Here is an 18,856-nt window from a genome sequence, read left to right as displayed (position 1 = left end):
CGGCACGACCCCGCCACCCGGGAGCGCCACCTGTCCGAGGGACGGACGGGACGCACCCTGGCCGGGGGATGGACAATGTCCTGCCGGTCGGGAACCGTGCAGGAAGAAGACGCGACGCAGCCGGCCGCCGCTCCGATCGAGGAACCGCGGCCGGGCCTTACTCAAGACACGCAGGAGCAAGTGGTGATCGAAGAGACCCTCCTCGAGGCCGAGGAGAAGATGGAGAAGGCCGTCGTGGTCGCCAAGGAGGACTTCGCCGCGATCCGCACCGGCCGTGCGCACCCGGCGATGTTCAACAAGATCGTGGCCGACTACTACGGTGCCCCGACGCCGATCAACCAGCTGGCCTCGTTCTCCGTGCCGGAGCCGCGCATGGCGGTCGTGACCCCGTTCGACAAGAGCGCGCTGCGCAACATCGAGCAGGCGATCCGCGACTCCGACCTGGGCGTCAACCCCAGCAACGACGGCAACATCATCCGAGTGGTGTTCCCCGAGCTGACCGAGGAGCGCCGCCGCGAGTACATCAAGGTCGCCAAGGGCAAGGGTGAGGACGCGAAGGTCTCCATCCGCTCCGTGCGCCGCAAGGCCAAGGACGCCATCGACAAGCTGATCAAGGACGGCGAGGTCGGCGAGGACGAGGGCCGCCGTGCGGAGAAGGAACTCGACGACCTGACGGCGAAGTACGTCGCCCAGGTGGACGAGCTCCTCAAGCACAAGGAATCGGAGCTGCTCGAAGTCTGATGAGCGACTCTTCCTGGGGGGCACCGCCGTACGCGGGGCAGGCCGGGTACTGGGGGTCCACCGACGGTGGATCTGTCCAGGGGGCCGCCCCGGCGGGTCCCACGTACGATGCGCCTGAGGCGCACCAGACTCGCCCCATGCCCATCGTGCCCGAGGTACCCGTGTTCGGCGGGGACCAGGACGACGACCGGGGGGCCGCTCGGCTGGGCGGTCCCTTGTTCCGAGACGAGACCTTCCAGGACCGGCCCGTCCCGGCCGAGACCCAGAATCCGGAGCCCATGCCCGACGCCCCGCAGCCGGCGCCAGCGCCGCAGAAGAAGAGCGCGGGCCGTGACCTGAGCGCGGCCATAGGCGTCGGCGTCGGGCTCGGTGTGGTGATCGTCGCGTCCCTGTTCGTCGTCAAGGCCGTGTTCGTCGGTGTCGTGGCGATCGCCGTCGTCGTCGGTCTGTGGGAGCTGACCAGCAGACTGCAGGAGCGCAAGGGCATCAAGGCGCCGCTTGTGCCGCTCGCGGTCGGCGGTGCGGCGATGGTGGTCGCCGGCTATGTGCGCGGTGCCGAGGGGGCGTGGGTCGCCATGGCCCTGACCGCCCTCGCGGTCCTGGTCTGGCGCATGACCGAACCACCGGAGGGCTACCTCAAGGACGTCACGGCCGGCGTCTTCGCCGCGTTCTACGTGCCGTTCCTGGCCACCTTCGTCGCGATGATGCTCACTGCCGACGACGGCCCCTGGCGGGTCCTCACCTTCCTGCTGCTGACGGTCGTCAGCGACACGGGCGCGTACGCGGTCGGCTGGCGTTTCGGCAAGCACAAGCTCGCCCCGCGCATCAGCCCCGGCAAGACCCGCGAGGGGCTGCTCGGCGCGGTGACCTTCGCCATGGTCGCGGGCGCGCTGTGCATGCAGTTCCTGATCGACGACGGCACCTGGTGGCAGGGCCTGCTGCTGGGGCTCGCGGTCGCGGCCAGTGCCACCCTGGGCGACCTGGGCGAGTCCATGATCAAGCGTGACCTGGGCATCAAGGACATGGGCACCCTGCTCCCCGGCCACGGCGGCATCATGGACCGGCTGGACTCCCTGCTGCCGACCGCGCCGGTGGTGTGGCTGCTGCTGGTCCTCTTCGTCGGTTCCGCCTGAGCTCGCAGGCGGCCGACCCGCACGTGATACGGCTTCCGGGCCCCCGTCCAGTACAGGGCGGGGGCCCGTTGTCGTGTCCGGGGCCCCGAGGCACCTGATGCGGCTGCGGGCCCCGGCGACGGTCACGGCGGTCGGCCCCCGGGGCCGTACCGGAGGGTTCCCCGGGGCGGAGCCGGCGGCACCCGGATGCCGCAGTACAAGTCGGCGGCCGGAGCCGGTGCGCGGCAGACTCCCTGGCAGGGCGGCGTGTCCGCCGCCGCAGCCCCGCCGCAGGGAGTGTGCCCGATGCCCCTCGACCCCGCTCCGGCCCCGGCCCCGCCTCCGCCGCCGGTGAGGTTCTGGCCCGTCGACGATCTGCCCGCGCTGGACCCCGACCCCTTCCTGGACGAGGTGCTGCGCGAGGAACCGGTCACCCGGATCAGGCTGCCGCACGGCGACGGGTACGCCTGGCTGGTCACCCGCTACGAGGACGTCCGCTTCGTCACCTCCGACCCGCGCTTCTCCCGGGAGGAGGTCGTCGGCCGCGACGTCACCACCATGCGCCCGGTGCCGGTGGCTTCGCAGACGGCGGGACTGCAGTACATCGACCCGCCCCGGCACAACCGGCTGCGCCGGGTCGTCGCGCGTGCGTTCACCGGCAGGAGCATGCAGCGGCTGCGGCCGCTGGCCGAGCACCGGGCCGCCGAACTGCTCGACGCGATGGAACGCGCCGGCGCACCGGCCGACCTGATGGAGCATCTGCACGGGCCGTTCCCGATCGCCGTGATCCGGGACTTCCTCGGCGTCGACGAGAAGGACTGGCACCGCTGGGCGCAGACGGGCGAGGCGCTGCTGTCGGCGGGTGTCGAGTCCAAGGAACGTGCCGCCGAGGCCGCGAAGGCCACCCGGGCCCGCATCGTCGAACTGCTCCAGCAGCGCCGCGAGGATCCCCGCGAGGACCTGGCGGGCGTGCTGGCGCAGGCCGCGGCCTCCGGCGAGATCACCGACGACGAGGCGATCTCCCTGGCCACCGCGATCCAGGTCAGCGGCGGTCACGCGGTCCGCAACAACAGCGGCTCGATGATGTACGCGCTGCTCACCCACCCCGGGCACATGGATCGGCTGCGCCGTGAGCCGGAACTGCTGCCCCGGGCCGTGGACGAACTGTTCCGCTACGTCCCCCACCGCAACGGCGTCGGCATCCCCCGGATCGCCACGGAGGACGTGGAGGTGGGCGGCCAGCTGGTCCGGGCCGGCGACGTGGTCTACAACGCGTATGTCTCCGCCAACCGGGACCCGGACGTGTTCGACGACCCCGACAGCCTGGACTTCGACCGCGAGACCGCCGCCCATCTGGCCTTCGGCCACGGCCCGCACCACTGCCTGGCCGCCATCATGGCCCGCATGGAGGCCGAGGTCATGATCGGCTCCGTACTCACCCGCTTCCCGGCGATCCGGCTGGCCGTGGCCCCCGAGGAGGTCGAGTTCCAGCGCCAGGGCCTGATCCGCGGCCCACGGACCCTGCCCGTGACCTGGTGAGGGAACCGATCGCGCACGTGCGGCGTCTGCCGGAACGAGCAAGGCTTCCGGCATGACCGCGCGGGCCTGACCGCACAGGTGGGGGAGAAATGATCGTTGTGCTGCTCGGCGTCCTGGCGCTCGTCATCGGCGGATGCGTCTGCGTGGTGTGGGCGGAACGGGGCGGGCCACGCTGGGCCCGCGTCGTGGCGAAGGTGACCCTCGTGGCCGCCGAGCTCGTCAGCACCTCCACGAAGAGCCGGAGCCGGAGCCGCAACAACAGCTCCGGCGACGACTGAGGGGCCACAGCGCGGGCGGGCCCGGGCCGCAACGCCGGGCTCGGCTCCTCGTCAGTCGAGCCGGACGAGCTCGGCGTCTCCTGCCGCCGCGGCAGCTCCGAAGAACCCCGTCGCTGGGACGGGCCGGCTGGGCTCGACCGGGGGCGCCGTTGGTACGACGGGCCGGAGCCGGTCGTACGTGGTGTCGCCCAGCGCATGCGCCGCGAGCCGGACCCGCTCGGGTCGCAGTATCTCGACACAACGAACGCGCCGGCCCAGGTGGGCAGCGGGCCCGAGCCGGTGGGCGGAGGGTACGTACCCACGATCGCGTCAGCCGGCCGGTCGGCTCCGCCGGACGACTAGGCACTGCGCGGTTTCCTGCCCGCGGCCTTCTTCGTGGTCGTCTTCTTCGCCGTGGCCTTCTTGGCCGGCTGCTTCTTGGCGGGTGCCCTCTTCTTCGGTGGGGGCAGTTCGTGGACCTCCGCCGGGCCCGCTCCCTCGCCCCGGGACCTCTTCGCCTGCTGCACGGACGCGTTCAGTGCGGCCATGAGGTCGAGCACCTGCGCCGGCTCCTCCGGTTCGGGTGCCTCCGGGAGCGGCTTGTTCCCGCGCTTGGCCTCGATGATCCGCGCGACGGCCTCCGTGTACTGGTCCTGGAACTCGGGTCCTTCGAGGGAGTCGGCGGTCATGGTGTCCATGAGCGCGAGGGCGCCCTCGATCTCCTCGTCGGTGATCTCGACCGGAGCGGGGAGCAGTTCGGTGGGGTCGCGGATCTCGTCCGGCCAGCGCATCGCGTGCAGCACGAGGACGCCGTCGCGTACCCGCAGCAGGCCCAGCCGCTCCCGGCCGCTCCACGCGTACTTCGCGACGGCGACCTTGCTGGAGCGGCTGAGGGCCTGCACCAGCAGCTTGTACGGCTTGGCGGCGACCTGGCCCGCCGGCTGGAGGTAGTACCCGTCGGAGATCCGGATCGGATCGATCGACGCGAGGGGGACGAACGCGTCGATCTCGATGGCCTTCGCCGTGGGCAGCGGCAGGTTGCTCAGGTCCTCGTCCGTGATCGGGATGACCTGCGTCCTGGTCACCTCGTAACCCTTGCCGATCTCGTCCTGCGGGACCTCGCGGTCCTCCAGCTCGCACACCTTGCGGTAGCGCACCCGGCCCATGTCCTCCAGGTGGTACTGGTGGAAGTGGATGCTGTGGTCCTCCGTGGCGCCGACCACGTTGATCGGCACGGTGACCAGGCCGAACGAGATGGCGCCTGACCAGATGGTTCGGGGCATGACCAACCTCCGCAGTCGCCCCGAGCACCGTCAGCCTATGAGCGCCCCAGCCGCACCGCACGCGGGCCTACGCCACGCCCAGCCCCCTGCTGAGGCCGGTCGAGCGAGCCACACCGCCGGGTCACCCATGTGGATCTGCGACACTGGTAACGCTATGCCTAAGCCCGGAGAACTCATCTTTGTCGCGCCGCGCGGAGCCAAGAAGCCGCCGCGGCATCTCGCCGACCTCTCGCCCGCCGAGCGCAAGGACGCGGTGGCCGAGATCGGGGAGAAGCCGTTCCGTGCCAAGCAGCTCTCGCAGCACTACTTCGCGCGGTACGCGCACGACCCCGAGCAGTGGACCGACATCCCCGCCGGGGCGCGCGGCAGGCTGCAGGAGGCGCTGTTTCCGGAGCTGATGACCGTCGTACGGCATCTGTCGACCGACCAGGGGACCACGCGCAAGACGCTGTGGCGGCTGTTCGACGGCACGCTCGTGGAGTCCGTGCTGATGCGGTACCCGGACCGGGTCACCATGTGCATCAGCTCGCAGGCCGGATGCGGGATGAACTGCCCGTTCTGCGCCACCGGCCAGGCCGGCCTCGACCGGAACCTGTCCACCGCCGAGATCGTCCACCAGATCGTGGACGGCATGCGGGCGCTGCGCGACGGCGAGGTGCCCGGCGGTCCGGCGCGGCTGTCCAACATCGTCTTCATGGGGATGGGCGAGCCGCTCGCCAACTACAAGCGGGTCGTGGGCGCCATCCGCGCGTTGACCGATCCCGCCCCGGACGGGCTCGGTCTGTCCCAGCGCGGTATCACCGTCTCCACCGTCGGGCTGGTGCCGGCCATCCACCGGTTCGCCGACGAGGGCTTCAAGTGCCGGCTCGCGATCTCCCTGCACGCCCCTGACGACGAGCTGCGCGACACCCTCGTCCCCGTGAACACGCGGTGGAAGGTGCGCGAGGTGCTGGACGCCGGGTTCGACTACGTCGAGAAGAGCGGCCGCCGGCTGTCGATCGAGTACGCGCTGATCCGTGACATCAACGACCAGGCCTGGCGCGGCGACCGGCTCGGCCGGCTGCTCAAGGGCAAGCCGGTGCACGTCAACCTGATCCCGCTCAACCCGACGCCCGGTTCCAAGTGGACCGCCTCCCGGCCGGAGGACGAGAAGGCGTTCGTCGAGGCCATCGCCGCGCACGGCGTACCCGTCACGATCCGGGACACCCGTGGCCAGGAGATCGACGGAGCCTGCGGTCAGCTCGCGGCGACCGAGCGGTAATCTGGCCACGTTCCGACAACCTCATATTCCGACAGGGGAGCGCCACAGCGCTGAGAGTGCGGCAATCGGGCCGCAGACCCTCTGAACCTCGCCCAGGTCATTCTGGGTAGGAAGTTCGGTCTTTCACTCAAGCTGTTGCGCCCTGCCCGGGCCCCCTCGCGGGACCCGGGCGGGGCCGCGTCTCTTCCTGGCCAACCCCCAGGAGGACATCCAGTGCACAACAAGACCTTCGTGGCCGTGGCGGTCGGGCTCGGCCTGATCAGCCTGTCCGCGTGCGGTTCCGGCGAGAGCAAGTCGTCCGGTGACAGCAGGACCGTGACCCTGGTCAGCCACAACTCGTGGGCCGTCTCCAAGAAGGTGCAGCGGGACTTCGAGAAGCAGTCCGGCTACAAGCTCAGGGTCCTCGAGGACGGCGACGCCGGTCAGGCGGTCAACAAGGCCATCCTGACCAAGGACCACCCGCAGGGCGACGTCTTCTTCGGCGTCGACAACACCCTGCTCTCCCGCGCCCTCGACAACGGGCTGTTCCAGCCCTACACGGCCAAGGGCCTCGACAAGGTCGGCGCGTCGTACCAGCTGGACAAGGACAAGCACCGGGTCACGCCCGTCGACTACGGCGACATCTGCGTCAACTACGACAAGGCCTGGTTCAGCAAGCACAAGCTGGCCCCGCCGCGGACCTTCGCTGACCTCGCCGAGCCCGCGTACAAGAACCTCCTCGTCACCGAGAACGCGGCCACCTCCTCGCCCGGCCTCGGCTTCCTGCTCGGCAGCGCCGCCGAGTACGGCGACCAGGGCTGGCAGGACTACTGGAAGAAGCTCAAGGCCAACGGCGTCAAGGTGGTCGACGGCTGGGAGCAGGCCTACTCCCAGGAGTTCTCCGGCTCCACCGGAGGCAGGAAGGCCGGCGGTGACCGCCCGCTCGTGGTGTCGTACGCCTCCTCGCCGCCCGCCGAGGTGATCTACGCCAAGAAGCGGCCCGGCACCGCCCCGACCGGAGTCGCCACCGGCACCTGCTTCCGGCAGATCGAGTTCGCCGGGCTGCTCGACAACGCGCGGAACACCAAGGGCGGCAAGGCGTTCATCGACTTCCTGGTCTCCAAGGAGTTCCAGGAGGACATGCCGCTGAACATGTACGTCTACCCGGTGGTGCGGGGAGCCGCGGTGCCCACCGAGTTCACCGAGTACGGCCCGGCCGCCGAGCACCCCGAGACCATGGCGCCCGGGAAGATCGCCGCCAACCGCGACCAGTGGGTCAAGTCGTGGACGTCGCTCGTACTGAGGTAGCCGTGTCCCGGCGGGGGAGCGCGGCGCGGCTCGGCCTGATGGCCCTGCCCGTCGCGTTCTTCGCGCTGTTCTTCGCCTGGCCCGTGGCCGCGATCGTCACGCGCGGGCTGAAGGCGGACGGCGCCTGGCGGTTCGGGCGGATCGTGGACGTGGTCACCCAGCCGGACATCCGGCACGTGCTGTGGTTCACCACCTGGCAGGCGCTCGCCTCCACCGCGCTCACCCTGCTGCTCGCGCTGCCCGCCGCCCATGTCTTCGCCCGCCTCGACTTCCCGGGCAAACAGCTGCTGCGGGCCGTCGTCACGGTTCCGTTCGTGCTGCCCACCGTCGTCGTCGGCAGCGCCTTCCTGGCGCTGGTCGGGCACAACGGGCTGCTGGACGAGCTGTGGGGGGTACGGCTGGACACCACGGTGTGGTCGATCCTGCTGGCCCACGTCTTCTTCAACTACGCGGTCGTCGTCCGCACGGTCGGCGGGCTCTGGTCCCAGCTCGACCCCCGCCAGGAGGAGGCCGCCCGGATGCTGGGCGCCTCACCGCTCACCGCTTGGCGCAGGGTCACCCTGCCCGCGCTCGCGCCCGCCGTGGCCGCCGCCGCCCTGATGGTGTTCCTGTTCACCTTCACCTCCTTCGGGGTCGTGCAGATCCTCGGCGGACCGGCCTTCTCCACCCTCGAAGTGGAGATCTACCGGCAGACCTCCGAGGTCTTCGACCTGTCCACGGCCGCCGTCCTCACCCTCGTCCAGTTCGCCGCGGTCGGCGCGATCCTCGCCGTGCACGCCTGGACCGTACGGCGGCGCGAGACCGCCCTGCGGCTGGTCGACCCGAGGACGACCGCCCGCCGGCCGCGCGGGTTCGGGCAGCGGGCGCTGCTCGCCGGGGTCCTCGCCACCGTCGCGGTGCTGCTGCTCCTGCCGCTCGCCGTACTCGTCCGGCGTTCCCTCGACGGCTGGGGCCTCGGCTACTACCGGGCCCTGACCGATTCCGACGGCGGTACGTTCCTGGTGGCGCCCGTGCAGGCCGTGTGGACCTCGCTCGAGTACGCCCTCGCCGCCACCGCCATCGCCGTGGTGATCGGAGGTCTCGCAGCCGCCGCGCTGGCCCGCCGGGACGCGGGACGGCTGGTACGGGGTTTCGACGCGCTGCTGATGCTGCCGCTCGGCGTGTCCGCGGTGACCGTCGGCTTCGGATTCCTGATCGCGCTCGACAAGCCGCCGCTGGATCTGCGCCAGTCCTGGATCCTGGTGCCGCTGGCCCAGGCGCTGGTGGGCGCCCCCTTCGTCGTACGGACCATGCTGCCCGTGCTGCGCGCGGTGGACGGGCGGCTGCGGGAGGCGGCGGCCGTGCTCGGCGCATCCCCCTGGCGGGCGTGGCGTGAGGTGGACCTGCCGATGGTGCGGCGGGCGCTGCTGGTCGCGGCCGGCTTCGCGTTCGCGGTGTCGCTCGGCGAGTTCGGCGCGACCGTGTTCATCGCGCGTCCCGACAACCCGACGCTCCCGGTCGCGGTGGCCCGGCTGCTGAGCCGCCCCGGAGAGCTCAACTACGGCCAGGCGATGGCCCTTTCGACGATTCTCATGGTGGTCTGCGCCGCCGCGCTGCTGGTGCTGGAGCGGCTGCGCACCGACCGGACGGGGGAGTTCTGATGCTGCTGAGCCTCGATGCCGCGACCGTGCGCTTCGGTGAGCGGGCCGTGCTCGACGCGGTCGGCCTCGACGTCGCCGAGCACGAGGTGGTGTGTGTGCTCGGGCCCAGCGGCAGTGGCAAGTCGACGCTGCTGCGGGCGGTGGCCGGGCTCCAGCCGCTGCACTCCGGGCGGGTGCTGCTGGACGGCCGCGACCGGACGCGCACGCCCGCGCACCGGCGCGGGGCCGGCCTGATGTTCCAGGACCACCAGCTCTTCCCGCAGCGGGACGTCGGCGCGAATGTGGCCTTCGGGCTGCGCATGCACGGAGTCGCCAAGGGCGAACGGGACGTCGAGGTGGGCCGGTTGCTGGAGCTGGTCGGGCTGCCGGGGGCGGCCCGGCGGGCCGTGGCCGCGCTGTCCGGCGGGGAGCAGCAGCGGGTGGCCCTCGCCCGGGCGCTCGCGCCCCGGCCCCGGATCCTCCTGCTGGACGAGCCGCTCGGCCAGCTCGACCGCTCCCTGCGGGAACGGCTGGTCGTCGAGTTGCGGGAGCTGTTCGGCCGGCTGGGGACGACCGTGCTCGCCGTCACCCACGACCAGGGCGAGGCGTTCGCGCTGGCCGACCGGGTGGTGGTGATGCGGGACGGGCGGATCGCGCAGTCCGGGACGCCCCTGGAGGTGTGGCAGCGGCCGGCCGACGCGTTCGTGGCCCGCTTCCTCGGCTTCGACAACGTGGTCCCGGCGACCGTCGTCGGCTCGGCCGCCGACAGCCCCTGGGGCAAGGTGCCGGTCCCCGACGGCTCACCGCAGGGGAACCGCACGCTCCTCGTCCGGCCCGCCGGGGTACGGCTCGTGGCGTCCGACGCCGGCCTGCCCTGCACGGTGACCGCCCGCACCTTCCGGGGCACCCATGTGGCGGTCCACCTCCAGCCCCAGGACGGGCCCCGGCTGGAGGCGGCCTGTGCGCTCCGGGACGCGCCGGAGGCCGGGGACCCGGTCGGCGTGGAGTTCGACGCCGCGGAGATCGTCGTACTCGACTGATCGGCGGGCCGCCCGGCCGGCTTCACGGCCTGGACCCGCTCGCGTCGGACAGGACCGCGGCCCGCCCCCTGGGGATAGGAGGACGGGCCGCGGTGCCGTACGGGAGGGCGTCAGCCGTTGCCGCGCGTCCCACGGCGGCGCATGCCGAAGAAGACCGCGCCACCGCCGACGACGACGAGGGCGCCCGCGACACCGGCGATCAGGCCGGTGTTGGAGTTGGCACCGGTCTCGGCGAGGTTCGAGTCACCGGCCGCCGGGGACGGCGCGTTGCTCGACGTGCCCGCCGGGGCGGAGCTCGACTCGGACTCCGACGGGGTCGGCGTCGCCGACTCGGCCGGGGTGGACTCGGACGGCGACGGCTTGGTGGGGGCCGTCGGCGTCGGAGACTTGCTCTCCTCGGTCTTGCAGGCGGTCGACTGGGTCACCAGGTCGGGCTTGATGTCCTCGTCGACGATCTTCCCGGCCTTGATGTGGACGCGGTAGGTCGCGTCGGGCTTCCAGTTCTCCGGGAAGGAGACCTGGGTCCCCTCCTTCGAACCGGTGGCTTCCTGCTCGCCCACCTTGGTCTCGACGCCGCCGTCACCCTCCAGGAAGACGGTGACGGTGGCCTTGACGCGGGAGGCGTCGGTGTCGGTGACGACGATGAGGCCCTTTTCGCCGTCGCACTTGGCTTCGGCCTTGAAGTCACGGATGTTGCACGCGAGAGCGGAGCTGGACAGACCCAGCACCACCGCGGCGGAGGCGGACGCAACACCGAGGATGCGCACGGAACGGCGTACGCTGCGGCGAGTTATGGACACGTTTGTCCTTTACAGAGCATAACTGCGGGGGGTTTACAGGGTGTTGGGGCGAAGGATGAGGTGAGGCCCCAGCACCCCCAAGAGGCTCACAGGTCTATAAGCGCTCCGTAAGCAGTGTCAATGCATATGCCGTCAACAACCGTTGGCTTTGCCGTCTTATTAACTGCCCAGACGTTTGATCGTGTCCGCGGCGTGCTCGATCCGGTCAACGAGGGCGATTCGGGACTCCATCGCACGGCCCCGCGCCAGCGCTTGCAGCAACCCCCAGGCCGGCAACTCCGTCGTCCAGTGGGCCTCGTTCACGAGCACCATCGGAGTCGGCTCCCCGCGTGACTCGTAGTAGTTCGGGGTCGCGTTGTCGAAGATCTCCTGTACGGTCCCGGCGGCGCCCGGCAGGAAGACCACACCGGCGTTGGAGCGGGCCAGGAGTCCGTCCTCGCGGGTCGCGTTGGCGAAGTACTTGGCGAGGTGCGAGGCGAAGGCGTTCGGCGGCTCGTGGCCGTAGAACCAGGTGGGGATGCCCACCGACTCCCCGCCACCGGGCCAGCGTTCGCGCACCTCGAAGGCGGCCCGCGCCCAGTCCGTGACGGACGGCCGGAACGAGGGCGCCTTGGCGAGCAGGCGAAGGGCCTCGTCGAGCATGCTGTCGGCGAAGGGGGCGGTGTACGCGCCGAGGTTGGCGGCCTCCATCGCGCCCGGTCCGCCGCCGGTGGCGACGGTGTATCCGGCGCGGGTCAGCTCGCGGCCGAGCCGGGCCGCACCGGCGTACGCGGTGGTCCCGCGTTCCATCGCGTGACCGCCCATGACGCCCACCACCCGGGCGCCGCCGACGAGGAGTTCGTCCAGGGCGTCGGAGACGGCGTCGTCGTGGACGGCGCGCAGCATGGAGGAGAAGACGTCACCGTCGGCCTTCGTCCGCTGGAACCAGGCGTAGGCCCGGGCGTCCGGCGTCGCCTCGTACCCCTCCGCCAGGGACTCGAAGAGTTCGTCGGGTGAGTAGACGAAGCCGCGGTACGGATCGAAGGGGAGGCCCGGGACGGGCGGGAAGACCAGGGCGCCGGACGACCGGACCCGGGCGGCGGCCTCGGGGCTCATCGGGCAGCCGAGGAAGACGGCGCCGGTGGCGTCGAGGCGGAGGAGGTCGGCGGTGCGGCCGGTCAGGTCGACCGCCTGTATACGGAACCGGGCGAGTGAGCCGTGCGCGGCGACCACCTCGTCGAACTCGGCGAGGGACTCTATCTCGCGGTCCGGGGCGGCGCGGTGCGGCTGGGCGGGTGTCGGGTGCACCCGCCCATGCTGGCACGGCTGTTGGGCCGGGGGAGGGTCAGCCCTGCACCGCGGCCGGGTCCATCCACACGACCTCCCAGGTGTGGCCGTCGGGGTCGTCGAAGGAGCGGCCGTACATGAAGCCGTGGTCCTGGGTCTCGCCGCTCGCCGTGCCGCCGACGGCGATGGCCCGGTCGACCAGCTCGTCGACCTTCTCGCGGCTCTCGGCGCTCAGACAGATCAGCACCTCGCTGGTCGTCGTCGCGTCGGCGATCTCCTTCTTGGTGAAGGTCGAGTAGAACGGCTTGGTGAGCAGCATCGCGACGATGGTGTCGCTGATCACCACCGAGGCCGCCTTCTCGTCGCTGAACTGCGGGTTGATCGTGTAGCCCAGCTCCGTGAAGAACTTCTTCGAGGCGTCGAGGTCGTTCACGGGCAGGTTCACGAAGATCATCTGCTGGTACATGGAGGCGTCTCCCGTCGGGGTGTTCCGGCCGCGGTGTTCGCGGTCGGTGGATAGACCGGCGGCCCGCGCCGAACTCATCGGCGGCCGGCGGCCAACTTTTCCGGCCGGGCCGGTCAGCGCGCCGCCGGGAGCGCCGCCAGGGCGGCGATCGCCATGGTGAGCGGGCCGAACAGGGCCAGCAGGGCGGCCACGCGCAGGGCGGCCGCGCCGCGCAGCATGCCGGCCGGCGCGCCGAGCCGGAGCAGCGCCGCGATGGTGTCGGCGCGGCACTGGCGGGCCTCGACGGCCGCGGTGAGCAGGGTCGCGACCGTGCAGCCGGCGACGAGGAGCGCGCCGAGGGCGGTGAGCGGGCCGAAGGAGGCCGCCGAGCCGGAGTACAGCGAGGTCATGGCGTAGCCGGCCGATGCCACCGCGCAGACCACGCCGAGGGGGCGGCCGATCCGGCCGGCCTCGGACATCAGGACACGGCCGGCGAGCAGCCGGAGCGCACCGGGACGCGCGCACTGCAGGAGCAGGCCGCAGAGGTGGGTGAGGCCGGGGGCGGCGAGGACGAAACCGACGGTCGTCAGCAGCCAGCCGAGCAGCACCGTGACGGCCTCGCCGGGCAGGGTGGCGAGGGACGGGGCGGGGCCGGACCGGCCGGCGTACGCGTGGACGGTCAGGCCGGCGGCGAGCAGGGCGATGCCCCAGGGCAGATCCGCGGGGACCTTGCCGACCGGCGCGGGGACCGTGACCGCGGGGGGCGTGACCTCGGCGCCGTCCGGGCCCGTGTCCTCGCCCGTGGGCTCGTCGTCCGCCGCGGCACCCGGCGCCGGCAGGGTGCCGTCCGGGGCGGAGACGGTGCCGTCCGCACCCACCAGCGCCGACGTCCGGCCGCGCTCGCGCGGGGTCTCCGCCGCCCGGGTGGCACGGCCGCCCGCGGAGCGCCCCTCGGCCGCGTCCGGCCCGGTGCCGGCCGCCCGTGCCCGGGTGCCGGTCCCGAACCTGCCGTACGACCCGAAGGTGTCCCTCGCCGCCGCGCGGCCGTGCGCCCCGAAGCGGCCGAGCCGCAGCGCGCCCCGGGGAGCGGGGCGGGGGTCCGTCGGGCGGAAGGCGAGGGCGACCGTGGCCGAGGCGACCGCGGGTGCCAGGGCCAGCAGGGTCAGGGCCGCCGGGACGGGGAGGGGCCGGCCGGCGGCGAGGAAGTCCGCGGCGGCGCCGTCGAGGGGCAGGCCCTTCAGGTCGCCGCGCAGATGCAGGAAGAACAGCAGCGCCAGCAGCGAGCCGACCGTGCAGGACAGGGCCGTGGTCAGCGCCGAGATCGCCATCAGACGGGCCGGGCCGAGGCCGACGGCGGAGAGCCCCGGGCGTGGCCGGGTGCCGGGGTCGGTGCGGGCCACCGCGAGGGCGAAGTACACGGTGGCGGCGAGCGGCACCGCGCACCAGGCCAGGCGCAGCGCGCCGCCCCCCGCCGCCTCGGGGCGGTCCAGGGCGTAGCCGAGGCAGGACAGGAGGAGGAAGCCGGTGCCCGCCGAGGCGGCGGCCACCAGCAGGCGGCGCAGCTGTACGGCGGGGCGGGCGGCGCGGGTCAGACGGAGAGCGAGCACGCCGCCCGGCCTTCCGTGCCGGCGGCTTCGGGCAGGTGCACGGTTCGGACGCTCCGCCCGTCCAGCAGCGCGACCGTACGGTCGGCCAGGGCGGCCGTCTCCGCGTCGTGCGTGGCCAGGACGACGGTGATGCCGTGCGAACGGGCCGCCGCGGTCAGGGTGCGCAGGACGTGGCCGCGGTCGGCGCGGTGCAGCGGTGCCGTCGGTTCGTCGGCGAAGAGGACCGTGGGGGCGGGGGCGAGCGCGCGGGCGATGGCGACGCGCTGGCGTTCGGAGTGTCGCAGCTCGTGCGGGCGGTTGCGGACCCGGTCGCCGACGTCCAGGCGCTCCAGCCACTCCAGCGCGGCCACCTTGGCCCGTCGGCGGCCGGCCCCGCGCAGCATCAGCGGAAGCGCGGCGTTCTCCCACACGTTCAGCTCGGGCACCAGGACCGGTTCGGGGTCGATCCAGCCGAAACGGTCCCGGCGCAGCCTCTCCCGGGCGATCGGGCCCAGGGTGTGCACGGGCGCGCTGTTGAACCAGACCTCGCCGCGCCGCACCGGCACCTGGCCGGACAGACAGCGCAGCAGGGTGGTCTTGCCGCTGCCGCGCGGGCCGCTGACGGCGAGGATCTCGCCCTCCCGGACGCCGAGCGAGACACCGGTGAGTCCGGGGGAGCCGTCGGGGTGGGTGAAGTGCAGGGAGCGTGCCCAGAGCACGTCGTTGTCCGGCGGGGCCTCCATGGGCGTAACACCTCGCTTCTGATCCGTTTTCCCGGTGCCCGTTCCCCCGTGCGGGGGAACGAGGGCTGGGCCGATCGGTCACTGGAACGCTAGGCAGCCCTACCAGGGAGGCCGGACAGCACACGGCCCCGGGCCGCCGTTCTCACTCGAACGGGTGGCACCGGGGCCGGTGTTGATCAGCTGATCGGACGGATCGGGATCAGAGCTTGGTCCACGCCTCCGTCAGCGTCGCGCGCAGGATCTGCTCGATCTCGTCGAAGGTCTCCTGGTTGGAGATCAGCGGCGGGGCGAGCTGGATCACCGGGTCGCCACGGTCGTCGGCACGGCAGTAGAGGCCGTTGTCGAACAGCGCCTTGGAGAGGAAGCCGTACAGGACGCGCTCGGTCTCCTCGTCGTTGAAGGACTCCTTGGTGTGCTTGTCCTTCACCAGCTCGATGCCGTAGAAGAAGCCGTTGCCGCGGACGTCGCCGACGATCGGCAGGTCGTGCAGCTTCTGCAGGGTCTGCAGGAAGGCGCCCTCGTTGTCGAGCACGTGCTGGTTGAGGCCCTCGCGCTCGAACAGGTCGAGGTTGGCGAGACCCACCGCGGCGGACACCGGGTGGCCACCGAAGGTGTAGCCGTGCAGGAAGGTGTTGTCGCCCTTGTAGAACGGCTCGGCGAGCCGGTCCGAGACGATGCACGCGCCGATCGGGGAGTAGCCCGAGGTCATGCCCTTGGCGCAGGTGATCATGTCCGGGACGTAGCCGAACTTGTCGCAGGCGAAGGTCGTGCCCAGGCGGCCGAAGGCGCAGATGACCTCGTCCGAGACCAGCAGCACGTCGTACTGGTCGCAGATCTCGCGCACGCGCTGGAAGTAGCCGGGCGGGGGCGGGAAGCAGCCGCCGGCGTTCTGCACGGGCTCCAGGAAGACCGCGGCGACGGTGTCCGGGCCCTCGAAGAGGATCTGCTGCTCGATCTGGTCGGCGGCCCAGCGGCCGAAGGCCTCCGGGTCGTCACCGAAGAGCGGCGCGCGGTAGATGTTGGTGTTCGGCACCTTGTGCGCGCCCGGCACCAGCGGCTCGAAGGGGGCCTTCAGGCCCGGCAGGCCGGTGATGGACAGGGCGCCCTGCGGGGTGCCGTGGTAGGCGACCGCGCGGGAGATGACCTTGTACTTGGTGGGCTTGCCGACCAGCTTGAAGTACTGCTTGGCGAGCTTCCAGGCGGTCTCGACCGCCTCGCCGCCGCCGGTGGTGAAGAAGACCTTGTTCAGGTCGCCCGGGGCCTCGTTCGCGAGGCGCTCGGCCAGCTCGACGGCCTTGGGGTGGGCGTAGGACCACACCGGGAAGAAGGCGAGTTCCTGGGCCTGCTTGCTGGCGGCCTCGGCGAGTTCCGTGCGGCCGTGGCCGGCCTGGACCACGAACAGGCCCGCGAGACCGTCGAGGTAGCGCTTGCCCTTGTCGTCGTAGATGTAGGTGCCCTCACCCCGGACGATGGTCGGGACGGGGGAGTTCTCGTACGAGGACATGCGGGTGAAGTGCATCCACAGGTGGTCGTACGCGGTCTTGCTGAGGTCCTTTGAACTCACGGTTATCGGGTTCCCCACATGTAGGTCTGCTTCTTGAGCTTGAGGTAGACGAAGCTCTCGGTGGAGCGCACGCCGGGCAGCGCCCGGATGCGTTTGTTGATGACGTCCAGCAGGTGGTCGTCGTCCTCGCAGACGATCTCGGCGAGGATGTCGAACGAGCCCGCGGCCATCACCACGTACTCGACTTCCGACATGCCGGTCAGCGCGTCCGCGATGGACTCGACATCGCCCTCGACGTTGACGCCGACCATCGCCTGCCTGCGGAAGCCCACGGTGAGCGGGTCCGTGACGGCGACGATCTGCATCACGCCCTGGTCCAGCAGCTTCTGGACGCGCTGGCGCACGGCCGCCTCGGACAGGCCGACCGCCTTGCCGATCGCGGCGTACGGCCGGCGGCCGTCCTCCTGGAGCTGCTGGATGATGGCGAGGGAGACGGCATCCAGCTGGGGAGTGCCGTTCCTGGACTCGCGGGACGAGTCCCTCTGGTCTGCGCTTCGACTGGCCACGACCTCACTCTGCACGACGTCTCGACAGTTTTGCAAGGCCGTGGCGATGAAATTCGTTGTTTGCGACTCCCAGTCTTGCGGATTTCGCAGAAGGAGGGCCGACGGGGGTGTTGAAAACGTGGGCCGGCGGATTAGGGTGGGGTGTCTCAGTGATCGGACAGCCGGACCGGCTGACCGCGCTGGACAGCTCGAACCCTCGAACCAGATCAGGAGGCCGGCAGTGAGCACCGAGCTGCGTCGTCTGCGCAACTACATCGACGGTGAGTTCCGGGACGCCGCCGACGGACGGACCACCGACGTGGTCAACCCCGCGACGGGCGAGGCGTACGCGACCGCGCCGCTGTCCGCACAGGCGGACGTCGACGCCGCCATGGAGGCCGCCGCCCGCGCCTTCCCGGCCTGGCGCGACACGACGCCGGCCGAGCGTCAGAAGGCCCTTCTGAAGATCGCGGACGCGTTCGAGGAGCGCGCCGAGGACTTGATCGCGGCCGAGGTGGAGAACACGGGCAAGCCGACCGGGCTGACCCGCTCCGAGGAGATCCCGCCGATGGTCGACCAGATCCGCTTCTTCGCGGGTGCGGCCCGGCTGCTGGAGGGCCGTTCGGCCGGCGAGTACATGGAGGGGATGACCTCGATCATCCGCCGTGAGCCGGTCGGCGTCTGCGCGCAGGTCGCGCCGTGGAACTACCCGATGATGATGGCCGTGTGGAAGTTCGCCCCGGCCATCGCCGCGGGCAACACCGTCGTCCTGAAGCCGTCGGACACGACCCCCGCGTCGACCGTCCTGATCGCCGACATCATCGGCTCGATCCTCCCCAAGGGCGTCTTCAACGTCGTCTGCGGCGACCGCGACACGGGCCGCGCGATGGTCGAGCACCCGACCCCGGCGATGGCCTCCATCACCGGCTCCGTCCGCGCGGGCATGTCCGTCGCCGAGTCCGCCTCCAAGGACGTCAAGCGCGTCCACCTGGAGCTGGGCGGCAAGGCCCCGGTCGTCGTGTTCGAGGACACCGACATCGCCAAGGCCGTCGAGGACATCTCGGTGGCGGGCTTCTTCAACGCCGGCCAGGACTGCACGGCCGCGACCCGCGTCCTCGTCCAGGAGTCCATCCACGACGAGTTCGTGGCCGCGCTCGCCAAGGCCGCCGGCGAGACGAAGACCGGGCAGCCGGACGACGAGGACGTGCTCTACGGCCCGCTGAACAACCCCAGCCAGCTCAAGCAGGTCACCGGCTTCATCGACCGCCTGCCGGCCCACGCCAAGGTCGAGACGGGCGGCCAGCGGGTCGGCGACAAGGGCTACTTCTACGCCCCGACCGTCGTCTCCGGCCTCAGGCAGGACGACGAGATCATCCAGAACGAGGTCTTCGGTCCGGTCATCACCGTCCAGTCCTTCTCGGACGAGGACCAGGCCGTCGAGTGGGCCAACGGCGTCGAGTACGCCCTCGCGTCCTCGGTGTGGACCAAGGACCACTCCCGCGCGATGCGCATGTCCAAGAAGCTCGACTTCGGCTGCGTGTGGATCAACACCCACATCCCGCTGGTCGCCGAGATGCCCCACGGCGGCTTCAAGAAGTCCGGCTACGGCAAGGACCTGTCGGCGTACGGCTTCGAGGACTACACGCGGATCAAGCACGTCATGACGTCGCTCGGCGAGTAGACCCGCCGCGGTTCGAGCGGAACCGCGCCGGCTCCGGCCCCCGGACGGGGCACCTCCCCGTCCGGGGGCCGCGTGTTTCCCGTCCGGGCCCGGGGGAGGGCTCTGCGGCTCGCCGGGGCGGTGTGCCGTGAGCCGGGGCTCTGCTTC

General features: G+C 71.5%; 17 protein-coding genes and 1 riboswitch. Of the genes, 9 read left to right on the top strand and 8 right to left on the bottom strand.

Going from position 1 to position 18,856, the window contains the following annotated elements:
* Positions 1-183: 183 nt before the first annotated feature.
* The 4 genes from frr to ACF08B_RS27590 all read left to right on the top strand — a co-directional run bounded on the left by frr (position 184) and on the right by ACF08B_RS27590 (position 3,670).
* On the top strand, positions 184-741 hold the full coding sequence (gene frr / locus ACF08B_RS27605; RefSeq protein ID WP_073890041.1) for a ribosome recycling factor: 558 nt from the start codon (positions 184-186) through the stop codon (positions 739-741).
* Positions 741-1,874: a phosphatidate cytidylyltransferase gene (locus ACF08B_RS27600; protein WP_392319872.1), complete on the top strand. Its 1,134-nt coding sequence runs from the start codon at positions 741-743 to the stop codon at positions 1,872-1,874. The genes frr and ACF08B_RS27600 overlap by 1 nt, the downstream gene beginning before the upstream one ends.
* Positions 1,875-2,159: 285 nt before the next feature.
* A complete protein-coding gene (locus ACF08B_RS27595) occupies positions 2,160-3,392 on the top strand; it encodes a cytochrome P450 (RefSeq protein WP_392319871.1) in 1,233 nt (410 codons plus the stop codon).
* Positions 3,393-3,481: 89 nt separating this feature from the next.
* Positions 3,482-3,670, top strand: a complete 189-nt coding sequence (locus tag ACF08B_RS27590) for a hypothetical protein (protein WP_392319870.1) — start codon at positions 3,482-3,484, stop codon at positions 3,668-3,670.
* A 338-nt stretch (positions 3,671-4,008) separates the two neighbouring features.
* On the opposite strand, the gene ACF08B_RS27585 is transcribed toward ACF08B_RS27590, so the two are convergent.
* Entirely contained in the window at positions 4,009-4,932 is a 924-nt protein-coding gene (locus ACF08B_RS27585; RefSeq protein ID WP_392319869.1) for a Ku protein, read from the bottom strand.
* A gap of 154 nt (positions 4,933-5,086) precedes the next feature.
* On the opposite strand from ACF08B_RS27585, the gene rlmN reads away from it, so the two are divergent.
* The 4 genes from rlmN to ACF08B_RS27565 all read left to right on the top strand — a co-directional run bounded on the left by rlmN (position 5,087) and on the right by ACF08B_RS27565 (position 10,139).
* Positions 5,087-6,193 carry a 23S rRNA (adenine(2503)-C(2))-methyltransferase RlmN gene (rlmN, locus tag ACF08B_RS27580; protein WP_093697668.1) on the top strand — a complete coding sequence of 369 codons (1,107 nt, stop codon included), beginning with the start codon at positions 5,087-5,089 and terminating at the stop codon, positions 6,191-6,193.
* A 23-nt stretch (positions 6,194-6,216) separates the two neighbouring features.
* A riboswitch (TPP riboswitch) is annotated at positions 6,217-6,324 on the top strand.
* Positions 6,325-6,406: 82 nt separating this feature from the next.
* Positions 6,407-7,480: a thiamine ABC transporter substrate binding subunit gene (locus tag ACF08B_RS27575; RefSeq protein ID WP_392319868.1), complete on the top strand. Its 1,074-nt coding sequence runs from the start codon at positions 6,407-6,409 to the stop codon at positions 7,478-7,480.
* Positions 7,481-7,518: 38 nt separating this feature from the next.
* Positions 7,519-9,120: an ABC transporter permease gene (locus ACF08B_RS27570; protein ID WP_392320036.1), complete on the top strand. Its 1,602-nt coding sequence runs from the start codon at positions 7,519-7,521 to the stop codon at positions 9,118-9,120.
* Positions 9,120-10,139, top strand: coding sequence for an ABC transporter ATP-binding protein (locus ACF08B_RS27565; protein ID WP_392319867.1), 1,020 nt, complete (start codon positions 9,120-9,122; stop codon positions 10,137-10,139). Before ACF08B_RS27570 ends, ACF08B_RS27565 begins: the two co-directional genes overlap by 1 nt.
* A gap of 110 nt (positions 10,140-10,249) precedes the next feature.
* On the opposite strand, the gene ACF08B_RS27560 is transcribed toward ACF08B_RS27565, so the two are convergent.
* From ACF08B_RS27560 to ACF08B_RS27530, 7 genes are all read right to left on the bottom strand, one after another.
* Entirely contained in the window at positions 10,250-10,939 is a 690-nt protein-coding gene (locus tag ACF08B_RS27560) for an LAETG motif-containing sortase-dependent surface protein (RefSeq protein WP_392319866.1), read from the bottom strand.
* 159 nt (positions 10,940-11,098) lie between these two features.
* Positions 11,099-12,226, bottom strand: coding sequence for an LOG family protein (locus tag ACF08B_RS27555; RefSeq protein WP_392319865.1), 1,128 nt, complete (start codon positions 12,224-12,226; stop codon positions 11,099-11,101).
* Positions 12,227-12,263: 37 nt separating this feature from the next.
* Positions 12,264-12,671: a VOC family protein gene (locus ACF08B_RS27550; protein ID WP_093480665.1), complete on the bottom strand. Its 408-nt coding sequence runs from the start codon at positions 12,669-12,671 to the stop codon at positions 12,264-12,266.
* 113 nt (positions 12,672-12,784) lie between these two features.
* Complete coding sequence (locus ACF08B_RS27545) at positions 12,785-14,257, bottom strand: hypothetical protein (RefSeq protein WP_392319864.1); 1,473 nt, start codon at positions 14,255-14,257, stop codon at positions 12,785-12,787.
* The gene (locus tag ACF08B_RS27540) at positions 14,239-14,979 is read right to left on the bottom strand and encodes an ABC transporter ATP-binding protein (RefSeq protein WP_093474300.1); all 741 of its coding nucleotides are present in this window, start codon (positions 14,977-14,979) and stop codon (positions 14,239-14,241) included. The genes ACF08B_RS27545 and ACF08B_RS27540 overlap by 19 nt, the downstream gene beginning before the upstream one ends.
* A gap of 199 nt (positions 14,980-15,178) precedes the next feature.
* Entirely contained in the window at positions 15,179-16,543 is a 1,365-nt protein-coding gene (locus ACF08B_RS27535; protein WP_392319863.1) for an aspartate aminotransferase family protein, read from the bottom strand.
* A gap of 2 nt (positions 16,544-16,545) precedes the next feature.
* Positions 16,546-17,064, bottom strand: coding sequence for an Lrp/AsnC family transcriptional regulator (locus ACF08B_RS27530; RefSeq protein WP_073890070.1), 519 nt, complete (start codon positions 17,062-17,064; stop codon positions 16,546-16,548).
* Between the two features lie 205 nt (positions 17,065-17,269).
* On the opposite strand from ACF08B_RS27530, the gene ACF08B_RS27525 reads away from it, so the two are divergent.
* Positions 17,270-18,709, top strand: a complete 1,440-nt coding sequence (locus ACF08B_RS27525; protein ID WP_392319862.1) for a gamma-aminobutyraldehyde dehydrogenase — start codon at positions 17,270-17,272, stop codon at positions 18,707-18,709.
* Positions 18,710-18,856: the final 147 nt, after the last annotated feature.

Origin of the sequence: Streptomyces sp. NPDC015139 (genome assembly GCF_043079785.1) — a bacterium.
Classification (GTDB): Bacteria; Actinomycetota; Actinomycetes; order Streptomycetales; family Streptomycetaceae; genus Streptomyces; species Streptomyces albidocamelliae.
The sequence above is the reverse complement of the archived record's forward strand: the minus strand, read 5'-3'. Positions and strand labels throughout refer to the sequence as shown.